This is a genomic window from Nocardia sp. NPDC004718 (assembly GCF_053601535.1).
The window spans coordinates 30,463-50,629 of sequence record NZ_JBSGCA010000035.1; the positions used below are offsets into that span (position 1 = coordinate 30,463).

The 20,167-nt window shown below is 68.9% G+C and carries 23 protein-coding genes; 12 read left to right on the forward strand and 11 right to left on the reverse strand.

Annotated elements, in window-relative coordinates; genetic code table 11:
- Positions 1–223 precede the first annotated feature (223 nt).
- Both ACWEH3_RS24575 and ACWEH3_RS24580 read right to left on the reverse strand, forming a co-directional pair.
- Complete coding sequence (locus ACWEH3_RS24575; RefSeq protein ID WP_450014944.1) at positions 224–1,243, reverse strand: zinc-dependent alcohol dehydrogenase; 1,020 nt, start codon at positions 1,241–1,243, stop codon at positions 224–226.
- A 39-nt stretch (positions 1,244–1,282) separates the two neighbouring features.
- A complete protein-coding gene (locus ACWEH3_RS24580) occupies positions 1,283–1,963 on the reverse strand; it encodes a TetR/AcrR family transcriptional regulator (protein ID WP_450014945.1) in 681 nt (226 codons plus the stop codon).
- A 94-nt stretch (positions 1,964–2,057) separates the two neighbouring features.
- Between ACWEH3_RS24580 and mptB the strand changes: the two genes are divergently transcribed.
- The 6 genes from mptB (at position 2,058) to tsaA (ending at position 7,453) form a co-directional block, all read left to right on the forward strand.
- Positions 2,058–3,740, forward strand: coding sequence for a polyprenol phosphomannose-dependent alpha 1,6 mannosyltransferase MptB (gene mptB / locus ACWEH3_RS24585; protein ID WP_450014946.1), 1,683 nt, complete (start codon positions 2,058–2,060; stop codon positions 3,738–3,740).
- 73 nt (positions 3,741–3,813) lie between these two features.
- Positions 3,814–4,746, forward strand: a complete 933-nt coding sequence (locus ACWEH3_RS24590; RefSeq protein WP_450014947.1) for an ABC transporter ATP-binding protein — start codon at positions 3,814–3,816, stop codon at positions 4,744–4,746.
- Positions 4,743–5,534, forward strand: coding sequence for an ABC transporter permease (locus tag ACWEH3_RS24595; protein WP_450014948.1), 792 nt, complete (start codon positions 4,743–4,745; stop codon positions 5,532–5,534). The genes ACWEH3_RS24590 and ACWEH3_RS24595 overlap by 4 nt, the downstream gene beginning before the upstream one ends.
- Positions 5,535–5,600: 66 nt before the next feature.
- Complete coding sequence (locus ACWEH3_RS24600; RefSeq protein ID WP_450014949.1) at positions 5,601–6,575, forward strand: COX15/CtaA family protein; 975 nt, start codon at positions 5,601–5,603, stop codon at positions 6,573–6,575.
- A gap of 123 nt (positions 6,576–6,698) precedes the next feature.
- A complete protein-coding gene (locus ACWEH3_RS24605) occupies positions 6,699–7,052 on the forward strand; it encodes a YceI family protein (RefSeq protein ID WP_450014991.1) in 354 nt (117 codons plus the stop codon).
- Entirely contained in the window at positions 7,049–7,453 is a 405-nt protein-coding gene (tsaA, locus tag ACWEH3_RS24610; RefSeq protein ID WP_450014950.1) for a tRNA (N6-threonylcarbamoyladenosine(37)-N6)-methyltransferase TrmO, read from the forward strand. Before ACWEH3_RS24605 ends, tsaA begins: the two co-directional genes overlap by 4 nt.
- A 132-nt stretch (positions 7,454–7,585) precedes the next feature.
- Here tsaA and ACWEH3_RS24615 read toward each other — a convergent pair whose 3' ends face one another.
- Positions 7,586–8,416: an SDR family NAD(P)-dependent oxidoreductase gene (locus tag ACWEH3_RS24615; protein WP_450014992.1), complete on the reverse strand. Its 831-nt coding sequence runs from the start codon at positions 8,414–8,416 to the stop codon at positions 7,586–7,588.
- A gap of 308 nt (positions 8,417–8,724) precedes the next feature.
- Here ACWEH3_RS24615 and pip point away from each other — a divergent pair, with 308 nt between their 5' ends.
- Together pip and ACWEH3_RS24625 are read left to right on the forward strand one after the other, a co-directional pair.
- On the forward strand, positions 8,725–9,708 hold the full coding sequence (gene pip / locus ACWEH3_RS24620) for a prolyl aminopeptidase (protein WP_450014951.1): 984 nt from the start codon (positions 8,725–8,727) through the stop codon (positions 9,706–9,708).
- 137 nt (positions 9,709–9,845) lie between these two features.
- Positions 9,846–10,730, forward strand: a complete 885-nt coding sequence (locus ACWEH3_RS24625; RefSeq protein ID WP_450014952.1) for a universal stress protein — start codon at positions 9,846–9,848, stop codon at positions 10,728–10,730.
- 164 nt (positions 10,731–10,894) lie between these two features.
- Here the strand turns inward: ACWEH3_RS24625 and ACWEH3_RS24630 are convergent, their stop codons facing one another.
- From ACWEH3_RS24630 to ACWEH3_RS24650, 5 genes are all read right to left on the reverse strand, one after another.
- The gene (locus ACWEH3_RS24630; RefSeq protein WP_450014953.1) at positions 10,895–13,132 is read right to left on the reverse strand and encodes a serine/threonine-protein kinase; all 2,238 of its coding nucleotides are present in this window, start codon (positions 13,130–13,132) and stop codon (positions 10,895–10,897) included.
- A gap of 470 nt (positions 13,133–13,602) precedes the next feature.
- Positions 13,603–13,827, reverse strand: coding sequence for a hypothetical protein (locus ACWEH3_RS24635; protein WP_450014954.1), 225 nt, complete (start codon positions 13,825–13,827; stop codon positions 13,603–13,605).
- Entirely contained in the window at positions 13,824–14,282 is a 459-nt protein-coding gene (locus ACWEH3_RS24640) for a DNA-directed RNA polymerase subunit beta (RefSeq protein WP_450014955.1), read from the reverse strand. Before ACWEH3_RS24640 ends, ACWEH3_RS24635 begins: the two co-directional genes overlap by 4 nt.
- Positions 14,279–14,653, reverse strand: a complete 375-nt coding sequence (locus ACWEH3_RS24645) for a hypothetical protein (RefSeq protein WP_450014956.1) — start codon at positions 14,651–14,653, stop codon at positions 14,279–14,281. Before ACWEH3_RS24645 ends, ACWEH3_RS24640 begins: the two co-directional genes overlap by 4 nt.
- A gap of 22 nt (positions 14,654–14,675) precedes the next feature.
- On the reverse strand, positions 14,676–14,801 hold the full coding sequence (locus ACWEH3_RS24650; protein WP_450014957.1) for a hypothetical protein: 126 nt from the start codon (positions 14,799–14,801) through the stop codon (positions 14,676–14,678).
- A gap of 52 nt (positions 14,802–14,853) precedes the next feature.
- Between ACWEH3_RS24650 and ACWEH3_RS24655 the strand changes: the two genes are divergently transcribed.
- The 3 genes from ACWEH3_RS24655 to ACWEH3_RS24665 all read left to right on the forward strand — a co-directional run bounded on the left by ACWEH3_RS24655 (position 14,854) and on the right by ACWEH3_RS24665 (position 17,057).
- Positions 14,854–16,086, forward strand: coding sequence for a helix-turn-helix domain-containing protein (locus ACWEH3_RS24655; protein ID WP_450014958.1), 1,233 nt, complete (start codon positions 14,854–14,856; stop codon positions 16,084–16,086).
- A gap of 128 nt (positions 16,087–16,214) precedes the next feature.
- Positions 16,215–16,433: a hypothetical protein gene (locus ACWEH3_RS24660; protein ID WP_450014959.1), complete on the forward strand. Its 219-nt coding sequence runs from the start codon at positions 16,215–16,217 to the stop codon at positions 16,431–16,433.
- A gap of 87 nt (positions 16,434–16,520) precedes the next feature.
- Positions 16,521–17,057, forward strand: coding sequence for a flavoprotein (locus ACWEH3_RS24665; protein ID WP_450014960.1), 537 nt, complete (start codon positions 16,521–16,523; stop codon positions 17,055–17,057).
- Positions 17,058–17,303: 246 nt separating this feature from the next.
- On the opposite strand, the gene ACWEH3_RS24670 is transcribed toward ACWEH3_RS24665, so the two are convergent.
- Together ACWEH3_RS24670 and ACWEH3_RS24675 are read right to left on the reverse strand one after the other, a co-directional pair.
- Complete coding sequence (locus ACWEH3_RS24670; protein ID WP_450014961.1) at positions 17,304–18,107, reverse strand: transporter substrate-binding domain-containing protein; 804 nt, start codon at positions 18,105–18,107, stop codon at positions 17,304–17,306.
- Positions 18,108–18,110: 3 nt separating this feature from the next.
- Positions 18,111–18,461, reverse strand: coding sequence for a hypothetical protein (locus ACWEH3_RS24675; protein WP_450014962.1), 351 nt, complete (start codon positions 18,459–18,461; stop codon positions 18,111–18,113).
- A 61-nt stretch (positions 18,462–18,522) separates the two neighbouring features.
- Between ACWEH3_RS24675 and ACWEH3_RS24680 the strand changes: the two genes are divergently transcribed.
- The gene (locus ACWEH3_RS24680) at positions 18,523–19,488 is read left to right on the forward strand and encodes a quinone oxidoreductase family protein (RefSeq protein WP_450014963.1); all 966 of its coding nucleotides are present in this window, start codon (positions 18,523–18,525) and stop codon (positions 19,486–19,488) included.
- 42 nt (positions 19,489–19,530) lie between these two features.
- Here ACWEH3_RS24680 and ACWEH3_RS24685 read toward each other — a convergent pair whose 3' ends face one another.
- Positions 19,531–20,133 (reverse strand): TetR/AcrR family transcriptional regulator, encoded by a 603-nt coding sequence (locus ACWEH3_RS24685; protein ID WP_450014964.1) that lies wholly within the window; start codon positions 20,131–20,133, stop codon positions 19,531–19,533.
- Positions 20,134–20,167: the final 34 nt, after the last annotated feature.

The window sequence follows — 20,167 nt, forward strand, 5'->3', positions numbered from 1 at the left end:
CGTGGCGGGAAACCGCCCCCGGGCATTCCGGACAGGTGTCCACTCGGCGCGGAGCCCGGCCGCAGCCCGACTTCCCCGGCTGACCTGCGCAGAGGAAACGCCGATCGGAGCAGGTCGAGCCGAGTCCGCACGACACCGAGCGTCGAGCATCGCGCGTCCGATCCCCTCGCCGCGGCGCGGCGCCGGTCCGGCCGGGGCACGCAGTGCGATTCGTCACAGGCGCTCAGCGCACGGCGACCAGTTTCATCGGCGTCTCCAGCAGCGCGTCCACCGCCTCGTCCCACTCGGCCGTGACCGTGGTGACCAGCGAGGGATCGAAACGACCCGCGGCGACGAGATCGAGCACCTCGGGAATGACCGGGCGGACGTGGGCGCGACCGGTGTGGAAGGTGCAGCAGCGGGTGTACATGTCCAGGATCGGCAGGGCGACGTCCTGCGACTGCACGCTGACGCTCGTGCACCGGCCGTCGTACGCCGCCGCATCGATCGCCGCGCGCAGCGCCTTCGCCCCACCGGCCGCCTCCACCACGATCGGGAACCGTCCGACCCGGGCGTCGCGCGGGCCTTCGATCGGCTCCGCTCCGAGCGATTTCGCGATCTCGAGCCGCTGGGCCGAGTCGTCGAGATAGACCACACGGGCGGAGCCGAGGGCGACGGCGAGCCCCGCGGCGTACAGGCCGATCGATGGCGCGGCGGGGCCCCCGATCACCAGCACTTCGGCGGCGGGATCGTCGGCCAGCTGGGGTCCGACCGAACGGTAGGCGTCCGGGATGTTGTCACTGGCGCTGGCCACCGCGACCGGGTCGACGCCGGAGGGCAGGCGGACCAGCATGGCGTCGGCATGCGGCACGAGCGCGAGGTCGGCCCACAGCCCGCCCCAGTCCAGCCCGCCCATGGGGCCGAGACCGAAACTGGACAGCCGCGGATGGCTGGTGCAGTTCCCGGTCCGCCCGCGCGCGCACGCCCGGCAGGCACCGCACGAGATCTGGAACGGCACCACCACGAGATCGCCCACCGCGACGTCGCGGACCTCCGGGCCCACCTCGACCACTTCGGCGACTCCCTCGTGCCCGAAGGGATACGGCCCCGGCAGCGGGAAAGCCCCGCGCAGGACGGCCGGATCGATGTCGCAGGTGGCCAGCGCGACCGGCCGCACGAGCGCCTGATCGGGCCCGCTCAGGACGGGTTCGGGGTGGTCTTCCCAGCGCATCGCACCGGGGCCGGTCAGCATCAGTCGCTTCATCGTCCGAGTGTCGCTAGAACGTTCTTTCTAGTCAACGGCTCACGTCTGATCTCCCTGCTCGGCAGGTATTTCCGGAAAATTTCCGGGCAGCGATGTCATATCGGCTTCGAATTCATCCGAACCTTCCGCCGCCGAGACCGCGCCACCGATTCCCGCCGCCGCGAAGCTCGCCCGGATCAGCCGCTCCATCGACTTCGCGACCGTGCGCAGCGGTGCGTCCGTCTGGCGGATCCGGGCCAGGATGGTGGCGCCCTCGTAGGCGGCGACCACCGTGGCGGCCAGCTCGGCCGCGTCCTCCCCGCCGAGGCCGAGTTCGGCGAGCAGCCCGGCGAACGCCTGCTCCATCGTGTCGAAGGCGCGCACACAGGCCGAGCGCACCGCCGCCACGTCGCTGCCGCCGTCCAGCGCGGGCGTCCCGATCGGGCACCCGTCGGTCCATTCCGAGTCCGCGAGCTTGCCCACCATGAATTCGAACAGCGTGGCCAAGGTGGCGGACACGTCGGTCGGCGCCTGACGGATCATCCGGCCGGTCAGCACGCCGGTCCCGGTGATCGCCGCGACCGCGATCTCTTCCTTGCCACCCGGAAAGTGGTGGTAGATCGAGCCATACGGCAGTTCGGCCGCCTCGCTCAACGCCTTCAGACCGAACCCGTGATACCCGTGCCGCGCCAGCAGCCCGGAGGCGGCCACCTCGATCCGCCGCCTGGACTCCGAAACCATGCGTCGATTGTGCCGCGTGAGCGGGGCGGGCCCGGGCGGAACGACCGGGGTCCGTTCGCGGTGTGCGCCCGCCGTTCGAACTAGGCTTCGTGGCGTGGCGGTACTGGACGGCGCGCGGCGCAGGACACTGGCGTTCGGGCGCCGGGCACTCGGACTCGACGTGCCCGCGGCCGATCACACGATCGCGGTGCTGCATCGCGACGAGTCGGAGGTGCCCGGTCTCGATCGCAAGGAGCTGGCGCAGCTCGACCGGATCCGCCTGATGGGCGCGACCGGCACGGTGCTGATGGCGATCAGCGCGCTGGGCATCGGCGCGCAGCCGGTGCACCAGAACCCCACGTCCGGCGTCCGGGTGCTCGGCATCTTCGCCCGCGCCCACACCGGATCGCTGGCCATGTGCATGACCGGCACCGTCGTCGTGGTGCTGGCCTGGCTGCTGCTGGGCCGGTTCGCGGTGGGCGGCATCGGCGGCTCCCCCGTGCACCGGCTGACCCGCTCGCAACTCGATCGCACGCTGCTGCTGTGGCTGATCCCGCTCAGCGTCGCTCCCCCGCTGTTCAGCAACGACGTCTACTCCTATCTGGCGCAGAGCGAGATCGCCGCGCGCGGCATCGACCCCTACCAGGAAGGCCCCGTCGCGGGGCTCGGGATCGACAACGTTCTCACCAATAACGTGCCGACCATCTGGCGTGACACCCCCGCTCCCTACGGCCCGCTGTTCCTCTGGATCGGCCGCGGCATCGCCGAACTCACCGGCGACAACATCATCGCGGGCGTGTGGGTGCACCGGATCCTCGCGCTCGGCGGCGTCGCGCTGATCGTCTGGGCGCTGCCCCGGCTCTCGGTGCGCTGCGGCGTCGCGCCGGTCAGCGCGCTGTGGCTCGGCGCGGCCAACCCGCTGGTGCTGTTCCATCTGGTCGGCGGCGTGCACAACGACGCGCTGATGCTCGGCCTGATGCTGGCGGGCCTGGAGTTCTGCCTGCGCGCCATCGAGGACACCCACCCGTTCGACGGCCGCGCCTACGCGTGGCTGATCGGCGGCGCGGTCATCATCACGCTGTCGTCATCGATCAAGTTCACCTCGATCATCGCGCTCGGTTTCGTCGGCATGGCGCTGGCTCGCAGGTGGGGGGCCTCGCTGCGCACGGTGGCCATCGCGGCCGCCATGCTCGGCGCGATAGCCATCGGCACAACGCTTTTCATCAGTTCGGTGAGCGGGCTCGGATTCGGTTGGATCTACACGCTGAACACCGCGAGCGTGGTGCGCAGCTGGATGTCGTTGCCCACGGTGCTGGGCATCATCACCGGATTCGGCGGCGTACTGCTCGGGCTCGGCGACCACACCACCGCGCTGCTGAGCATCACCCGCCCGATCGCGGCACTGGTCGCGGGCTTCTTCACCGTGCGCATGCTGGTCGCCACCGGCACCGGGCGGCTGCATCCGGTCGGCGCGCTCGGCGTAGCGCTCGGCGCGATCGTGCTGCTTTTCCCGGTGGTGCAGCCCTGGTATCTGCTGTGGGCGATCGTCCCGATGGCCGCGTGGGCGACCAGGCCGGTGTTCCGCGTTCCGGCGGTGGCGTTCTCGGCGATCGTGAGCGTAATCCTCATGCCGCGCGGCGCCGATCTCGAGGTGTTCCAGATCGTGGGCGCGGCGATCGCCACCGTGATCGTCGGGGTGCTGTTCATCGTGATCACGCGCAACTCGCTACCCTGGCGCGGGCAGACGGGGGTGTCGGCTCCGTCACAAGTGCCCACCTCCTACGGTGTGACATCGTGACCGAGCGTGGCGAGGGAGCCATCTACACAGCATCACCGGGTGCGCCGGAATCGAACGCCGGCGAGGCGGCGTCGTGACCACAGCTTCCAGGCCGGCTGTCAGCGTGGACGGCGTCGTCAAGCGGTACGACCAGCTCACCGCTGTGGACGGCCTGACGTTCGAGGTGGAGCCCGCGCGGGTGCTCGCGCTGCTCGGCCCGAACGGCGCGGGCAAGACCACGACGGTGGAGATGTGCGAGGGATTCGCCGCGCCGGACGCGGGCACGGTGCGCGTACTCGGCTTGGACCCCGTCGCCGATTCCGAACGGCTGCGCCCTCGCATCGGCGTCATGCTGCAAGGCGGCGGCGCGTATCCCGGTGCGCGGGCGGGGGAAATGCTCGACCTCGTGGCCGCCTACTCCGCGGACCCGCTCGACCCCGACTGGCTGCTGCGCACGCTCGGCCTCCAGGACAATCGCCGCACCCCGTACCGGCGTCTCTCCGGCGGCCAGCAGCAGCGGCTCGCCCTCGCCTGCGCGCTGGTCGGCAAGCCGGAAATCGTGTTCCTCGACGAGCCCACCGCGGGGCTGGACGCTCAGGCCAGGTTGATCGTCTGGGAGCTGATCGATGCCCTGCGCCGCGACGGGGTGACCGTCGTGCTGACCACGCACATGATGGACGAGGCCGAGCAGCTCGCCGACCAGCTGGTGATCATCGACCACGGCCGCATCGTCGCCTCCGGCACCCCGGCCGAGGTCACCGCGCACGGCGCGGCCGGGCAGCTGCGCTTCTGCGCCCCGCCCAAACTGAACCTGGAACTGCTGGCCAACGCCCTGCCCGAAGGCTTCGCGCCCCGGGAGACCACGCCGGGCACCTATCTGGTGGAGGGCGAGATCAATCCGCAGGTGCTCGCCACCGTCACCGCGTGGTGCGCGCGGATGGACGTGCTGGCCACCGACATCCGGATCGACCAGCGCCGCCTCGAGGACGTCTTCCTCGAACTGACCGGACGGGACCTGCGCGGATGAGCGAGCACGACCGGACCGCCAACCGTTTCGCGCCGGGCACTTTCGCTCCCGCCCCGCGCCCGAGCACCCGCGCCGCGATGCTGCTCGCGCAGACCAGGCTCGAACTGATCCTGTTGCTGCGCAATGGCGAACAACTGCTGCTGACCATGTTCATCCCGATCACTCTGCTGGTCGGCCTGAGCCTGTTGCCGTTCGGCGACCTCGGCGCGGACCGGGTGGACAAGATCGTGCCCGCGGTGATGATGGTGGCCGTCATGTCCACCGCGTTCACCGGTCAGGCCATCGCGGTCGGCTTCGACCGGCGCTACGGCGCGCTCAAGCGGCTCGGCGCGACGGCGCTGCCGCGCTGGGGCGTCATCGCGGGCAAGTGCGCGGCCGTGCTCATCGTGGTCGTGCTGCAAGCCGTGCTGCTCGGCCTCATCGGCTTTGCGCTGGGCTGGCGGCCGGAACCGCTCGGGTTGCTGCTCGGCGCGGCGGTGATCGCGCTCGGCACCGCGACGTTCGCGGCGATGGGCCTGCTGCTGGGCGGCACTCTCAAGGCCGAGGTGGTGCTCGCGCTGGCGAACATCCTGTGGTTCGTCATGCTCGGCGTCGCCAGCATCGTGTTCGCCTCCGACGACCTGCCCACGGTGGTGAGCGTGCTCGCCCGGCTGGTGCCCTCGGGGGCGTTGGCGGAAGCGCTGGAGAGCGCGATGCACACCAGCGTCGACTGGTTCGGGATCGCCGTGCTCGCGGTGTGGGGCGTGGTGTCGGGCGTCGCCGCCACCCGCCTGTTCCGCTTCCACTGAGCTTCAACGACGAAATGTAGTAGACCGGATGAAACCGCCGGATCCGGCCCGGCTACCATTTTCGACGTGCTGTATCGCGCGTTCTTGCGACTCGTCGACAAGCTGCCGCTGCCCTCCTCGCGGGTGCAGCGCCTGATCGCGCTCGCGGTCATCCTCTCCCAGGCGGGCATCTCGGTGACCGGCGCCGTCGTGCGGGTCACCGCGTCCGGCCTGGGCTGCCCGACCTGGCCGCAGTGCTTCCCCGGCAGCTTCACGCCGGTCGCGGTGTCGGAGGTACCGGCCCTCCACCAGGCGGTCGAGTTCTCCAACCGGCTGCTCACTTTTGTGGTCACGCTGTGCGCGGCGGCGATCGTGCTGGCCGTGACCCGGGCGCGCCGCCGCCGTGAGGTGCTGGTGTACGCGTGGCTGATGCCCGGCGGCACCGTCGTGCAGGCGGTCATCGGCGGCATCACGGTGCGCACCGGACTGCTGTGGTGGACCGTGTCGACGCACCTGCTCGCGTCCATGGCAATGGTGTGGCTCGCGGTGGTGCTGTACGCGAAGATCGGCGAACCCGACGACGGCATCGACACCGTGCAGGCTCCCGCGCCGCTGCGCTGGCTCACCGCACTGGCCGGGGTCGCGCTCGCGGCGGTCCTGGTCGCGGGCACCCTGGTGACCGCCGCGGGCCCGCACGCGGGCGACAAGAGCATCGAACGTCCTGTCCAGCGGTTGCAGGTCGAGATCGTCACCCTGGTGCATCTGCACTCGCAACTGCTCGTCGGCTACCTTGCTTTGCTGATCGGCCTGGCGTTCGGCCTGTTCGCGGTCGGCATCGCACCCGCCGTGCGCACCCGCCTCTTCGTGCTGCTGGGACTGGTCTGCGCACAGGGTCTGGTCGGCATCGTGCAGTACTTCACCGACGTCCCCGCGGCGCTGGTCGTCGTGCACGTGGGCGGGGCCGCGGCGTGCACCGCCGCCACCGCGGCACTGTGGGCTTCGCTGCGCACCCGGGAACGGGTCGCCGCCCCGAAGCCGGACCCCGCGGTACAGGCGGCCTGACGAACACCGCGCGAACCGTGTGATTCGGCAGGCCACACGCTGGACGACGCGTCGCTGCCGCGACTGCGAGCGGTGAGTTCGCCGTCGGCTCTGACGAGACAGTGAACTGCATCACCTGTTGTTATTCCTTGGTGCGAGAGCGAAGTCGAGGTCACCGGCGACCTGACCATCCGCGGTGTCACCAAGCCGGTCACCGTCGACTTCGAACTGACCAGCGTGCAGAACGACCCGACGGGCGCCCTCCCAGTCGGTTTCACCGGCACCACCACGATCAACCGCAAGGACTGGAGGGTGCACTGGAACCCGGCGGCGGGCATGGTCGCTTCTCGCGGCGATCCGGCAGTCCTGATTCAGAGGAAACAGCCGTGTCTTTTCACTCGGCAATATTCTGAAGGCCGAGCCCGTCGCGCTCGGGTGATTCGACGCCCGAAGGCAACGGGCTCGAACCCCATGCGAGAACGGCAAGGACATTCATGACCGATTACACGCTGCGCCCGATCGGGCACGTCGAATCCGCGCTGACCGACCCCGCCACCGCTCCCCGCCAACCCGATGAAGGAGCCCCGCCGGCCTGGCTGGTCATCGATGACCGATATGCCCGCGCCCTCGACGGACTCACCACAGGCATGGACATCCTGGTATTGACCTGGCTCGATCGTGCCGACCGCGAAACCCTCACCATCCACCCGCGTGGTGACGCCAGTCGCGCGACCACCGGCGTCTTCGTCACCCGCGCCCCGCACCGGCCCAATCCGATCGGTCTGCACAGCGTCCACGTCCTGGCTGTCACCGGAACCCGCATCCACGTCCGCAACCTCGAAGCTGTGCACGGCACACCGATCCTCGATCTCAAACCTGTTCTCACCGAGGACCGCTGACCGCTGTGGACGAGCCGTACCGGGCCGCAACCGGCCCGGTACGGGCGGTGAGCTAGCGCGGTCCGAGGAATCCGGCCAGTTCGAGCGCGACCGCGGCGGGATCGTTCCGCAGGCCGGTCCCGCCGGACCGAGTCAGGTTGCGGGCGTGTGGCCTTGCGCCGCCACCGCGAGATCCCTCCACTCGGCCCAGGTCTCGAGCCGGTCGGCGTAGACCTGCGGAACGATTTGATTTCCCCCGGAACCGAAGAACACGCGCAGGGGCGGGTTGGCGGAGTCCGCGATCTCGAGCAACGCCCGGCCCGCGGCGGACGGGTCTCCGGAATCGAGGCTCTGCGCGTAGGCGGCGAACGCCGCGCGGAGGCCTTCGTAGCGCGGGTCGGCCTCGGCGTGGACCGCTCCGGCGGCGCCCTCGGTTGCGTAGGAGCCGGGTTCGACCAAGGTCACCTTGACACCGAAGCCGGCGACCTCCTGGGCGAGGGATTCACTCAGGCCTTCCAGCGCCCACTTGGAAGCGTGGTACGCACCACCGAGCGGCCAAGCGGCGAGACCACCCACCGACGAGATCTGGATGATGTGCCCTCTCCCTTGCTCGCGCAGATATGGCAGCGCGGCTTGGACGACCCATACCGCGCCGAAGAAGTTCGTTTCCAACTGATCTCGCAGTTGCTGCTCGGTCAGCTCCTCGACCGCGCCGAGTAGCCCGTAACCCGCGTTGTTCACGATGACGTCCAACCGGCCGAAATGCGCGTGGGCATGCTTCACGCTCTCGAAGGCTCCTGCCCTGTCGGTCACATCCAGCTCGAGCGGAAGCACCGCGTCGCCGTGGGCGGTGACCAATTCCGCGAGATGTTCGGTACTGCGAGCGGCGGCGGCCACCTTGTCGCCGCGAGACAACGCGGCCGCGACGAAGTTTCGGCCCAGACCGCGAGAGGAACCGGTGACGAACCAGACCTTGCTCATGATGTCCTTCCGTTCTTTCTGCAGTGGCGAGCGCAGCGAGGAGGCCCCCTCACTGCCGATGTCCCGTGCTGCCGCACTGGACGGACACAAGATGTCGCAGACCCGCTCTTCGTAACGAAACCGCGGCGTGACGTGCGTCACCGCCGCCTGTCGCGGGCCGGACTGAAAGGCGGCCTCGCTCACCGATTCGGCGAACTGCGGGGCGTGGTCATCCGGCCGGGGTCCGACACGATTCCGACCAGCCCTGTTCGCGCAGCCCGCGGTTGCCGAACACCAGGTCACCCGGTTGCTCGCCGGTAGTGTGGTCGACCGTGTCCACGCCACACGCGCGATCCGATGCGCCGCAGCCCTTTCCCGACATCGAGCCGTATGCGCACGGACTCTTGGACGTCGGGAACGGCCAACGGATCTACTGGGAGACCAGCGGTAACCCGGACGGGAAACCCGCGCTGGTCGTGCACGGCGGGCCGGGCGGCGGCGGGCGGCGCGGTTCACGGAAGAGTTTCGACCCGGCCGCCTACCGAATCGTCCTGTTCGATCAACGTGGCTGCGGCGAGAGTCTGCCGCATGCCTCCGACCCGTCGGTCGACCTCACGCACAACACCACGCATCACTTGATCGCGGACATGGAACGTCTGCGCGAACACCTCGGAATAGACCGGTGGTTGCTCTTCGGCGGTTCCTGGGGCTCGACGCTGATCCTCGCCTACGCCCAGCGCTGCCCCGAGCGGGTCAGCGAGATCGTGCTGGTCGGGGTGACCATGACCCGGCAAGAGGAGATCGACTGGCTCTACCGGGACATCGCGAAACTCCTGCCAGCACAGTGGGAGACCTTCCGCACCGGCGTTCCCCTCGCCGACCGCCACGGCGACCTCGTCGACGCTTATCACCGACTGATCGAGAGCCCCGACGTGCAGACCCGCGAGTCGGCGGCGCGGCGGTGGTGTGCCTGGGAGGACGCGGTGATCGCGCACGAGAACCTGGGCAGCCCAGGGCAATACAGCGCGAAGCCGGACGCGGCGCGAATGGCCTTCGTGCGAATCTGCACGCACTACTTCGCCAACGCGGCCTGGCTGGAAGACGGGCAGCTGCTGAGCGACGTGCATCGGCTCACGGGCATTCCCGGCGTGCTGATCCACGGCCGACTCGACCTGAGCACCCCGCTGTACACCGCCTGGCAGCTGGCCCAGGCGTGGCCCGAGGCGGAACTACAGGTCATCGACGATTCCGGTCACACGGGCAGCACGGCCATGGGCGCCGCCGTCCTGCGGGCGATCGCCCGGTTCGCTCGGTAGCCCGCTCCGGCCTCGGCCGGGAATTCGCCCGGTGAGGGCCTTAAGTCCCGACCATCAGGGGCCACCGCCCCCGGTGCGGACCGGGTCCCCGCTGCGAATGTGGAAGTGATCCTGTCGCAGCCGCAAACGGAGACGAAATGAGCACACCAGCCGACCGTCAGTCGATCGTCGTCGGAATCGACGGCAGCCCGACCGCTGTGGGTGCAGCGCGCTGGGCCGGAGCCGTCGCGAATCGGCAGCGCGCCACGCTGGTGCTGCTGGGCGTGGTTCCCGCCCTCGATTACCCCATGACATCCTCCGCCCTGGCCGAGGTCAATCTGCTACCCGAACTCCGAGCGGCGGCGAAGCAGAAGGTCGAGGAGGCATTCGACGCCGTGCGCGCCGATCAGCCGGACATCGAGATCCACCGGACCGTCGAGGACGGCTCGCCCGCGCGCGAGTTGATCAAGCACAGCGCGGAAGCGCGCATGGTCGTCGTCGCGGCGAAACACCAGGACCGGCTCTCCACGCTGTTGCTGGGATCGACCGCGCTCACGGTCGCGAACAAGGCGGCCTGTCCGGTGACCGTGTGGCGAGGCAGGCTCGACCGGCCACAGCCGGACGAGCGGCCCGTGCTCGTCGGCGTCGACGGGAGCCCAGGTAGTTCCGCGGCGCTCGGCGAGGCGTTCGAGCTGGCGTCCACACTCGGTGTCGAAGTGACCGCCTTGCACGCGTGGAACGACCCGGACCTGCTGCAGTGGACCCCGGTGCCCGACGCGTGGGATGTGCTGGCTCAGCAGGAGGAGGCACTACTGTCCGAATGCTTGGCCGGATGGTGCGAGAAATACCCGGACGTCACGGTCACCAAAGTGATCGAGAAGAACACGCCCGCGCAGGCGCTGCTCGCACACACCGAGAAAGCCCAACTGCTGGTGACCGGCAGTCGTGGGCACAACCGCCTCACCGGACTCGTCCTCGGATCGACGAGCCAGAACTTGCTGCATCACGCAGCGAGCCCGGTGGTGATCTGCCGTGAGAGGTAGGACAGCGGGCTATTTCTCGCCATAGCGACCGGGTGCGTTGGGGAGTCGAGCACCCGGGGCGATCATTCCCGCGACACCTGAGTGCACGGTGGCGGGAACAGGAGTTCGCCGATCGGCCCGAGTCGGCCCTGTGAGGTCGCTCGGGTCGTGGGCGTGCGCGCGGATCAGTCCACGTCCGCCGCTGACGCCTGGACCACCCGCTGGAGCGCGCGCAGGTCCGCGTCCAGCGTGCGGAACAGCCAGTACACGGCGACGAACGCGAGCCCGCCGACCGCGCACAGCCCGAGGACCGAATCACGCACCAGCGGAAGTTCCTCGGGTTCGAGCAGGCTGAATCCGGCCAGCACCCCGACCAGTGGCACGGACGCCGTGACCGCTAGATAGATCGTGGTTCTGCGGCGCAGGGTGCGGATGACGCCGAAGTCGTGCGCCGTCGTGCGGCTGTAACGCAAATAGACCGGATAGACACAGCGGACGATGTAGAACGTCGACAGGAAGAACGTGTAGGCGACGGAGATGACAGCCGCCATGAAAACGGTCATCGCCGCATGGATCACCAGTCGCGCCGGAAGATCGGTGAGCCAGAGGCAGAGGAACACCCCCGTCACCGTCGCCGTAATCCCGGTTTGAAAGGTGTTCAGCGCACACATGTCCCCCCAGAACAGTGTTCGCGACCGCACTCGCGCGAGCAGTGCCTCGTCGTAGCGTCTGCCCTCGCGCAAGCCGCGCGGAACAGCGAGCAGATCACGCGACATATACGCGTAGATCACGATGGACAGCGGGCAGGCGATGAGGACGAAGACGTACACACCCATGTTGAGCTGCGAGTTTGTCGTATCGGTCAGGCGCTCCCTGATCAGGTCCTGCACGTGCACGGCCATGTAGATCGTCGCCAGGCCGACACCGACCAGCGAGGACAACCACAGGATGGGGGTGGGTCTGCGCGCGAGCCGTGCGCGCCAGCTGTCCGGGGGTGGATAGACGAGATCACGGGCCCGCTGCTCCAGGCACAGATCGAGCTGTTGCGCCAATTCCGAGCCGGAGGAGTAGCGGTCCGCACGGTCGGGTGACAGACACTTCAACAACACGCGGCGCAGCGCCATCGGGCAGTCCGGCGGCAGCTGCGACAGGAACGCCGGACCGATGGGCCGGCGCCGCAGTGCGATCATGTGGGCCAGCGACGTCTGCGAATCGCCCGCCGACGTCTCGTCCGCGAAGGGGCGGCGCCCGGTGAGCAACTCCCACAGCATGACGGCCAGCGCGAAGATGTCGCTTCTCGTATCCAGTTCCGCGGCGGTCGCAGACAGGTCGGGGTGGCACGCTTCGAGTTGCTCGGGCGACATGTATGCCAGCGACCCGCCGAAGTACGCCAGGGGGCTGGTGCCTCGGACACGTTTGCTGAAGCTGACGTTGAAGTCGGCCAGCTTCGGAATTCCCTCGGCGCTCAGCAGCACGTTCGCCGGTTTGATGTCGCGATGCAGCACCCCACGTTCGGACGCGTGCTCCAGCGCGTCCGCGAGCCGGCGCCCCAGCCACACCACGGTCTCCGGCCAGGTCAATCCGGCGATCCTGGTCCGGACAGCCGATTCGGTCGGCCGAACCTCGCCTTTGTCGGCGAGCACCTTGTCGATGGCGTCGAGCAGCAGTTGTCCACCACGACGTTCCCGCGGCGTCGTGCGCGACAAGCGCAGCACGTCGAGCAGCGTTCCGCCGGGCAGATACTGCATGTAGAGCAGTTTCAACTCGCCGTCGGCGATGAGTCGCTGATCGAAGATGCGCACGATGTATTCGTGGTCGAGCTGGGCGAGCGTCTGCGGCTCGTTGCCGTGGTTGTGCGAGATCTTGACCGCGACCAGTCGCTGCATCGACTGCTGCCGCGCGAGGTACACCTGGGCGAAGGCGCCGACGCCGATCCGCATCAAGAGGTCGAAATCATCGACGCGATCGCCGACGTCGATGGCGTCGAGCGCGACTTGGGCGCTCGGCCGCGCGATCATCGTGCTGCGGTAGGCGCTGGTGATCCGGTCGAGATCCGGGTGGGCCGCCGTGGCGGTAGCGGTACCGGCCAGATCGGCGGCGTCGGCGCGGCGGCCGCTGCGGCGCATGGCGTGGAATTCCTCGTACACCAGATCGGCGGGCAACGGACCGTTCCGCAGCTCGGGGAATTCCGCGCGGTAGTCGATCAGCCGCTTCGGGAAGGGGTAGCGAAGCCAGCGGAATTCGAGGTCGACTTTGATCAATTCGATCAGCGCCGTGTGCCGCTCGGCCGGCTCGCAGGGCAGGTAGGCGGACAGATCGGGCGGGAGTCCCGATGCCCAAGCCTCGGAGAATCGCGCCACAGCGGCGGCGAGTGTCGCACGGGTCCGTTCCGCCGAATCGGCAAGATCGATGGGATCACGCATCGGTAGCTCGGAGTCAGCCACGGTCAGCCATACGGCGGCTACACACGTCGCGCCTTGCCTCGTAGGTGTTCCACATCAGCTCCTTGACGTCGAATTACCCTGCTCAAGGGTATCGCCCTCCGAAGAGGGCGGTGCCGCATCTGCGCGAGATGCGGCGGACAGGTCACTTTGCGGACAATTCGCCATTCCACCGCTCCTGGTGCCAAGAGTCGATGCCCGACTCGTGTTCTGTCGCCGCCGACACCCGAGGACGGATCGATGACGCGGACGCCGGGCAGGCCCAGGACGCGGCACCGCCGTGAGCGCGCCCGCCATGACCGCGACCAGCGGGGTGAACGGTCCGCCGAGGTACCCGCACCACCGGGATGGCGAGACCGCCGAGTTAGCGCGGCGTGCCGGACCCGCGACGACCACGGCGCAAGAGACCAGCGGGGACCTGCGGCCGCGTCCACTCCCTGGCCGACCGCCGCTCACGGGTCGAGGAACAACCGCTCGTTCGGGAGGCGGGGCAGACCGGCCGGATCGCCCGGCAGCACCGTGACCGCGTCCTCGTAGTGGCGGGCGCGCCATTCCTGGACGAACAGCGCGGCGGCGCTCGCGCAGGCCGCGAAATTCAAGCGCACGTCGTGGAATTGGATCGAGAGATGGACATCCCGCTCGTGCGGCCGCGGCGACCGCTGCTCCGGTCCGGTCACCACCACCGCCGAGCGCGAACACGAATCGCCGCGACCACGACCGAGCCGGACGGCCGGAACGTATCGCGCGGCGGTTCGACCCAGACGCGGAAGCACGGTGACCGGTCGGCGGGTGACGGCAATGCGATCTGCGCGCCGCAACGCGCTACCGACACGTCCAGCCGGAACAGCTCGGCAAACAAGCCGACCTCGTCGGGCAGGTCCGGCCGCACCAGATAGGTCCAGCGCTTCGAACGCGGATGCGAGATGATCGGCCCGAGCGCGGACCGCCGGACCTGCATCAGCGCCTTCACCTCCTGTCCGAGCCGCGCGGGCATGGTGATCGCGCCCACCCGACCCGCGGGCACGATGATGCGGCCGAGTTCCGGCTGCACGGCCGCCGCGAGCCCGCATTGCCGGTAGAAGCGGCACCGGCTGGCCGGGGTGTCGGCCGCCGGAAAGCATGGTTCGCTCACCGCGTGCTCTCCCCCACTGCCGCGCCGAGAGGTTCGATGCGGTGCGAGGCCACAGTGCGCGAGTCACGTCCGCGCGGCAGCCGCCACGCCATCGCGCCGAGGCGAGCGGACCCACGGACGGTTCCCCCGTAGAAAACGTCGCGCGGTGATCCGGAGCCCCGGATCACCGCTCGTCGCTGTAGCGAATCGGTCGCAGGACGCACGCGGCGCGGGGCATTCGGTAGGAATAGCGTCGGGCCGGGTTCGAACACCACCGGCTTGCCGATCGCGCCGAGTTCGTATCGGTCACCAGTCGCCCGCACCGCGATCGCGTCACCGTGCCGCTTCACGAACATGTCGTGCCGCGCGAAACCGACTGCCTCTCCCCGCATCACGTTCGCCTTCCCCTGCTCATCACGTTGTGAGCACCCGCAGCGAGAGCGCGACCAGCTTGTCGCGCGCGGACGTGCCCGTCCCGAGGGCGAGTGCTCGCACCAGCTTGGCGGGCCGCCGGAGCGGCGCTGTCCCGGTGCGGGACACGTGGCGACGCGTCTAGCATGAGGTTCGGTCAGCATCCGGCGAGGGAGAGCCGATGAGCGAGGATCTGGGGAAAGACGAGGGCCGGTACATCGGCCGACAGGTGCGTGCCATCCGCGCGCGCCGTGGCATCTCGCAGCAGGTGTTGGCCGACCGGGTCGGTGTCAGCCGTGGTGCGATCGCCAAATACGAGAACGGTGAGCGACCGATCGATTCCCGGCGGACCCTGCACGCCCTTGCCCAGGCGCTCGGCGTCGCGGTCGGTGATCTGACCGGCGATCAGGACGACCGGTTCGACCCGTCGTCGGCAGGATTCCACGCCGCAGTGCCCGCCATCGAAACCGCACTTTGGACCCGTGGTGACACCACTCCGACTGCACGACCCCGCAGTCTCACGGAACTCGCGGCGACAGCACGTCACGCTGCCCATTTGCGACGTGCATGCGACTACGCGGCGCTCGGTCCGCTGTTGCCCGCCCTGCTCACCGACTGCTATCGACACACTCGTGATTCGACTGGAGCCGATCGAGATTCGGCGTGGGACGTGCTTGCGGCGGCGTCATACACGACAGCCGCGTCCTTGAAGGCGCGAGGGTATTCGGCGCTGGCTTGGACAGCAGCGCAGGAGATCGAGCGCGCCACCGTGCACATCGGCGGCACGTCAGGTCCGGCTACCGCAGCCTTCACTCGAAGCCAGATCCTTTTGTCGCGCCCTGGCTCACTGACCGCCGCGCTCGACGGCGCGGCCAACGCTGCCGAGCGCCTCGGCCCAGATGTGCGCAGTCGGGGCGAGATCGAAACCTACGGCATGCTGCACCTTCAAGCCGCGCTCGTCACCTCCGCACTCGGCGGTGATCCGGGCGACCACTTGAACGAAGCGAGCCAGCAAGTGGTGCGGCTCGACCAGGTCCCCCAGGAAACCGCGACTTTGCGCAATCCGACATTCGATGCCGCGAACGTGATCCTGTGGCGCATGTCGGCGGCAATGGAACAACGCGAACCAGGTCAAGTCCTTGAACTCGCCCCGACTCTCAACCCTCACACCATCCCCGCCGAAGGCCGCCGAGCCCAATACTTCGTCGAGATCGGCCGCGCCCACGCCCTCCGCCGCGACTACCACAACTCCCTGCACGCCCTACTGCGCGCCGAACACATCGCCCCCCAACAAGTCCGGGGCATGACACACGTCCGCGAACTCGTCGGTCACATGATGCGCACCGCCCACCGCAACCTCACCACCGGCGACCTCGGCCGCCTCGCCAAACGCATCGGCGCGGTCCCGGCATGAATCCGCAGGTCGGCGACTCCGCACCATCGCCGAGAGCGCCCAGCGCATCCTGCGGACGAAATCCGTTGCGGCACAACACTCTGCGCCGAGGCACCGCATCCGACCGCATAACACGAGAGAGGGCGACGATGGACAGCGGCACCGTATGGCGTTGGAAGCCCCGCAGCGGCACCGGCGTGATCGAGCTCGACGACACCGACCACACGCTCGTGTGGTTCCACGTGTCGGCTGTCTGCGGTGATCTGAACATCACCACGATCGCCGAGGGCCTATCGGTCTGTGTCGAGATCGAACCGACCCCACAGGGAGGATTCGCGTGCCGCGCCATCTCGGTCCATCGACGATAACCACCCGCCGGCCGGGTCGAGACGACCTAGGCGGCGTGGCACCATGAACCCGTGGACGCCAACGGAAATCCCGTGCTGTACGCCCTCGTGACCGGATCGCCCGCCGCACGCGATGTCGGCAAGCTGATCACCCTGGCACAGGCGGACGGATGGGAGGTGTGCGTGATCGCCTCGCCGTCCGGCACCGGTTTCATCGATGCCGACGCGATCCGGGCGCAGACCGGCTATCCCGTGCGCAGCGAGTACAAGCAACCGGGCACGCCGGACGTGCTGCCGCCCGCCGACGGCATCATCGCCGCACCGCTCACCGGCAATTCGATCGCGAAATGGGCTGCGGGGATCTCGGATACGCTCCTGCTCGGCCTGCTGGTCGAAGGGCTCGGCAAGGGGCTGCCGATCGTGGGGGTGCCGTACTCGAACCGCGCGCAGATCAGCTTTCCGGCGATCCAGGAGGGGATCCGCAAACTGTCCGAATGGGGCATCACCATGGTGATCGGCGAAGGCGAGCCGCATGAGCGGGGCACCGGAGAAGCACGCCTCCCCCTGTTCCCTTGGCAGGCAGCGTGGAAGGCGCTCCTGGAGCATCCGCGCCGGGATGGAGCCGAGCGCTCCGCCCCGAACTGACCACGGCCTCGGCCGCCTGATTTCGCCGTTATCCGACTCGTTTCCTCGCCGAGTATCGCGCATGGCCGCACACGTTGACCCGGGGCACTTCTCATCGCCCGACGCCGGTGTCGCATTCAGCGCACCGGGCACTACGGAAGGTGGCAGCCGCCTGACGGTCGGCACTGTGTACCGAGCCCGGTGACCACGGGGCCGGTCATCACCTTGATGAGACTCCAGGCGTCCGGGCCGATGGTGGTATGTCACTCAGCGGACGGTAGCGCCCGGTCCGATCCACTGGTCGAACAACCGGTCCACCGCGCCGGTCGCGAGCTGGGTGGTCAAGTAGGCATCCAGCAAGGCCGACAGCACCGGATCGTTCTTGCGCACCAGCAGCACTTTCCCGAACGAGTCGAACGGCGCTTCGGGATGCAGCACTTGCAGGTCCGGATGCTGACGGACGCGGTAGCGGCCCTCGACCGAATCGGTGACGAACACGTCGGCGCGGCCCTGCTCGACCTCGCCGAAGATCGTCAGATTGTCCGGCCACAAGGTGAGCTGCGCGTCGGGGAAGTTCTTGCGCGCGAATTCTTCGTTCGTGCCACCGCGATTGGCGATCACCCGGACGCCGGGACGGTTGATCTCCGCGATGGTCGAGTACGCGGTGCCGTTCGCGCGATGGGTGATCGGGGCCTTGCCATCGGTCCCGTAGGTGATCGAGAAGTCCGCGAACGCGCGCCGCGACGGCAGGTCGGAGATGCCACCGACCGCGATATCGCAGTTCCGCTCGGCGAAGTCCGTCTTCAGCGTCGCCCAGGTCACGGGCACGAATTCGACCGGACGGCCGAGCAGCGCGGCGAAACCCCGCGCGAGATCGACGTCCACACCGCGGTGGTCGCCGGCAGCGTCCCTGATCGAGTACGGCGGATAGTCGCCGGGCGTGCAGGCGCGCAGCGCGTTCGGAGTCTCCGGCGGCTGCGCGGCCGCCGGAATCGCTGCCGCGACGAGAAGCGCGCACGCGGCGATCACCGCCGCGCCGATCCGGCCGGGCAGCGTCACTCGGCTACGCAACGATCACTTCTCGTTGCGCGCCTTGGGGAAACGGGCCTGCTTGGCGACCCAGCCCGCCATCTTGGCCCAGTGGCCCTTGCGCGGGGTGACGATCGAGGTGAGCTCACGATCCCATTCGTCGGCCTCGGTGAGACCGTCGATCGTGGCGACCAGTTCCTTGGCCGTCTCCAGGTCCGGGACCACGCGGTCACCGAGCACACCGTCGGAACCGACCAGCGTGACCCGCACACCAGCACGACCGATCCGCTGGAGCACTGCCGTGGCGGAAGGTCCGTGATCGGCGACGAACCCCTTGACGGACTCGACGAGGGCGCCCGACAGCTTCTGCGGCGCCGTGGCGGTTTCAGAACTCATGGCACGCAGTTTACCGACCGGTAGGCAGTGTGCCCGCCGCTCGGGTGTAGAACTGGATCTCATGCACGCCATTCAGGTTTCCGAACACGGTGGTCCCGAGGTCCTGAAGTACGTGGAGGTGCCCGATCCGCGGATCGGCCCGGACCAGCTCCTGGTCGACACCCAGGCGATCGGCGTCAACTTCATCGATACCTACATCCGTACCGGGCGCTATCCGCAGGACGTCCCCTACGTTCCCGGCGCGGAGGGCACCGGCGTCGTCGCCGAGGTCGGCTCGGATGTCACGGAGTTCGCGGTCGGCGACCGGGTGGCCTGGGCCGCCGCCCCGGGCAGCTACGCCCCGAAGGTCGCGGTGCCCGCCGCCGTCGCCATCCGGGTACCGGACGGCGTCGATCCGCCCGTGGCCGCGTCGGCGCTGTTGCAGGGCATGACGGCGCACTATCTCATCGAGTCCGTCTACCGGCCCGAGCCAGGGGACGCGGTGCTCGTGCACGCGGGCGCGGGCGGTGTCGGGCTGATTCTGACCCAGCTCCTCAACGCGCGCGGCGTCCGGGTGATCACGACGGTGTCCTCCGACGAGAAGGAGACGCTGTCGCGCGCGGCAGGAGCCGATGAGGTGCTGCGTTACGGCGACGGACTGGCCGATCGCGTGCGCGAGCTCACCGACGGCGTCGGCGTGGCGGCGGCCTACGACGGCGTCGGCGCGGCGACCTTCGAGTCGAGCCTGGCCGCGCTGCGCGTGCGGGGCACGCTCGCCCTCTTCGGGGGCGCGAGCGGTCCGGTGCCGCCGTTCGACCTGCAACGGCTGGGCGGGGCCGGTTCGCTGTTCGTCACCCGTCCCACGTTGGCGCACTACATCCGGGACCGCGCCGAACTCACTTGGCGCGCGGGTGACGTCTTCGACGCCATCGCGCGAGGCACGCTGAACATCCGGATCGGCGCGACCTACCCGCTCGCCGACGCCGAGCGGGCACACCGCGACCTGGAAGGCCGCAAGACCACCGGTTCCATCGTCCTGCTTCCGTGAGCCACGAGCGGGGGGCGGTCCGAGGGGCCGTCCACCGCCCGCTCAGTAGTCGCGGCCGGTCAGACCGCGATAGATGAAACGGGTCAGGCCCTCCACGGCCTGTTCGTCGGTCAGCTCGACGCTCCCCTCCTCCACCGCGGCCAGCAGGCTCTGGGTGAGCATGAACATCATCGCCAGGCTGGCGTCGGGCGTGCTCGGCAGCCGCAGGCCCCGGTCGGCGAATCGTTCGACATGGTCGGCGATGTCCGCGCGCTGTTGTCTGCCGAACCGCGCGACCATCTGCGCGAATTCCTCGTTGACCAGGGCCGCCTGATTCACCGCGCGCAGCACGGGCCCGTGCTCCCGCGCGAAGGTCCAATACCCGGCGACGTGGTAACGCACCGCCTCCGGGTCGCTGAAATCCGGGTTGTGATCGGGTCCTTCCGCGCGCTCGTCCCCCGCCGCGGCCAGATCGCTCAGCAGCGCCTGGAGCAATTCTTCCTTGCTCGCGAAGTGGTTGTAGAACGACCCGGCCGCCCGTCCCGCGGCCGTCGTGATATCGGTGATCTTGGTGTTCAGGTAGCCGCGCTCGGCGAACAACCGCAGCGCGGCGGCCTTCAACACCTGCTCGGTTTCGGCCGACTTCTCCTTGCGACTCAGCGACACCCACCTCACCTCCTTGACAAGGCAACGTACCAAG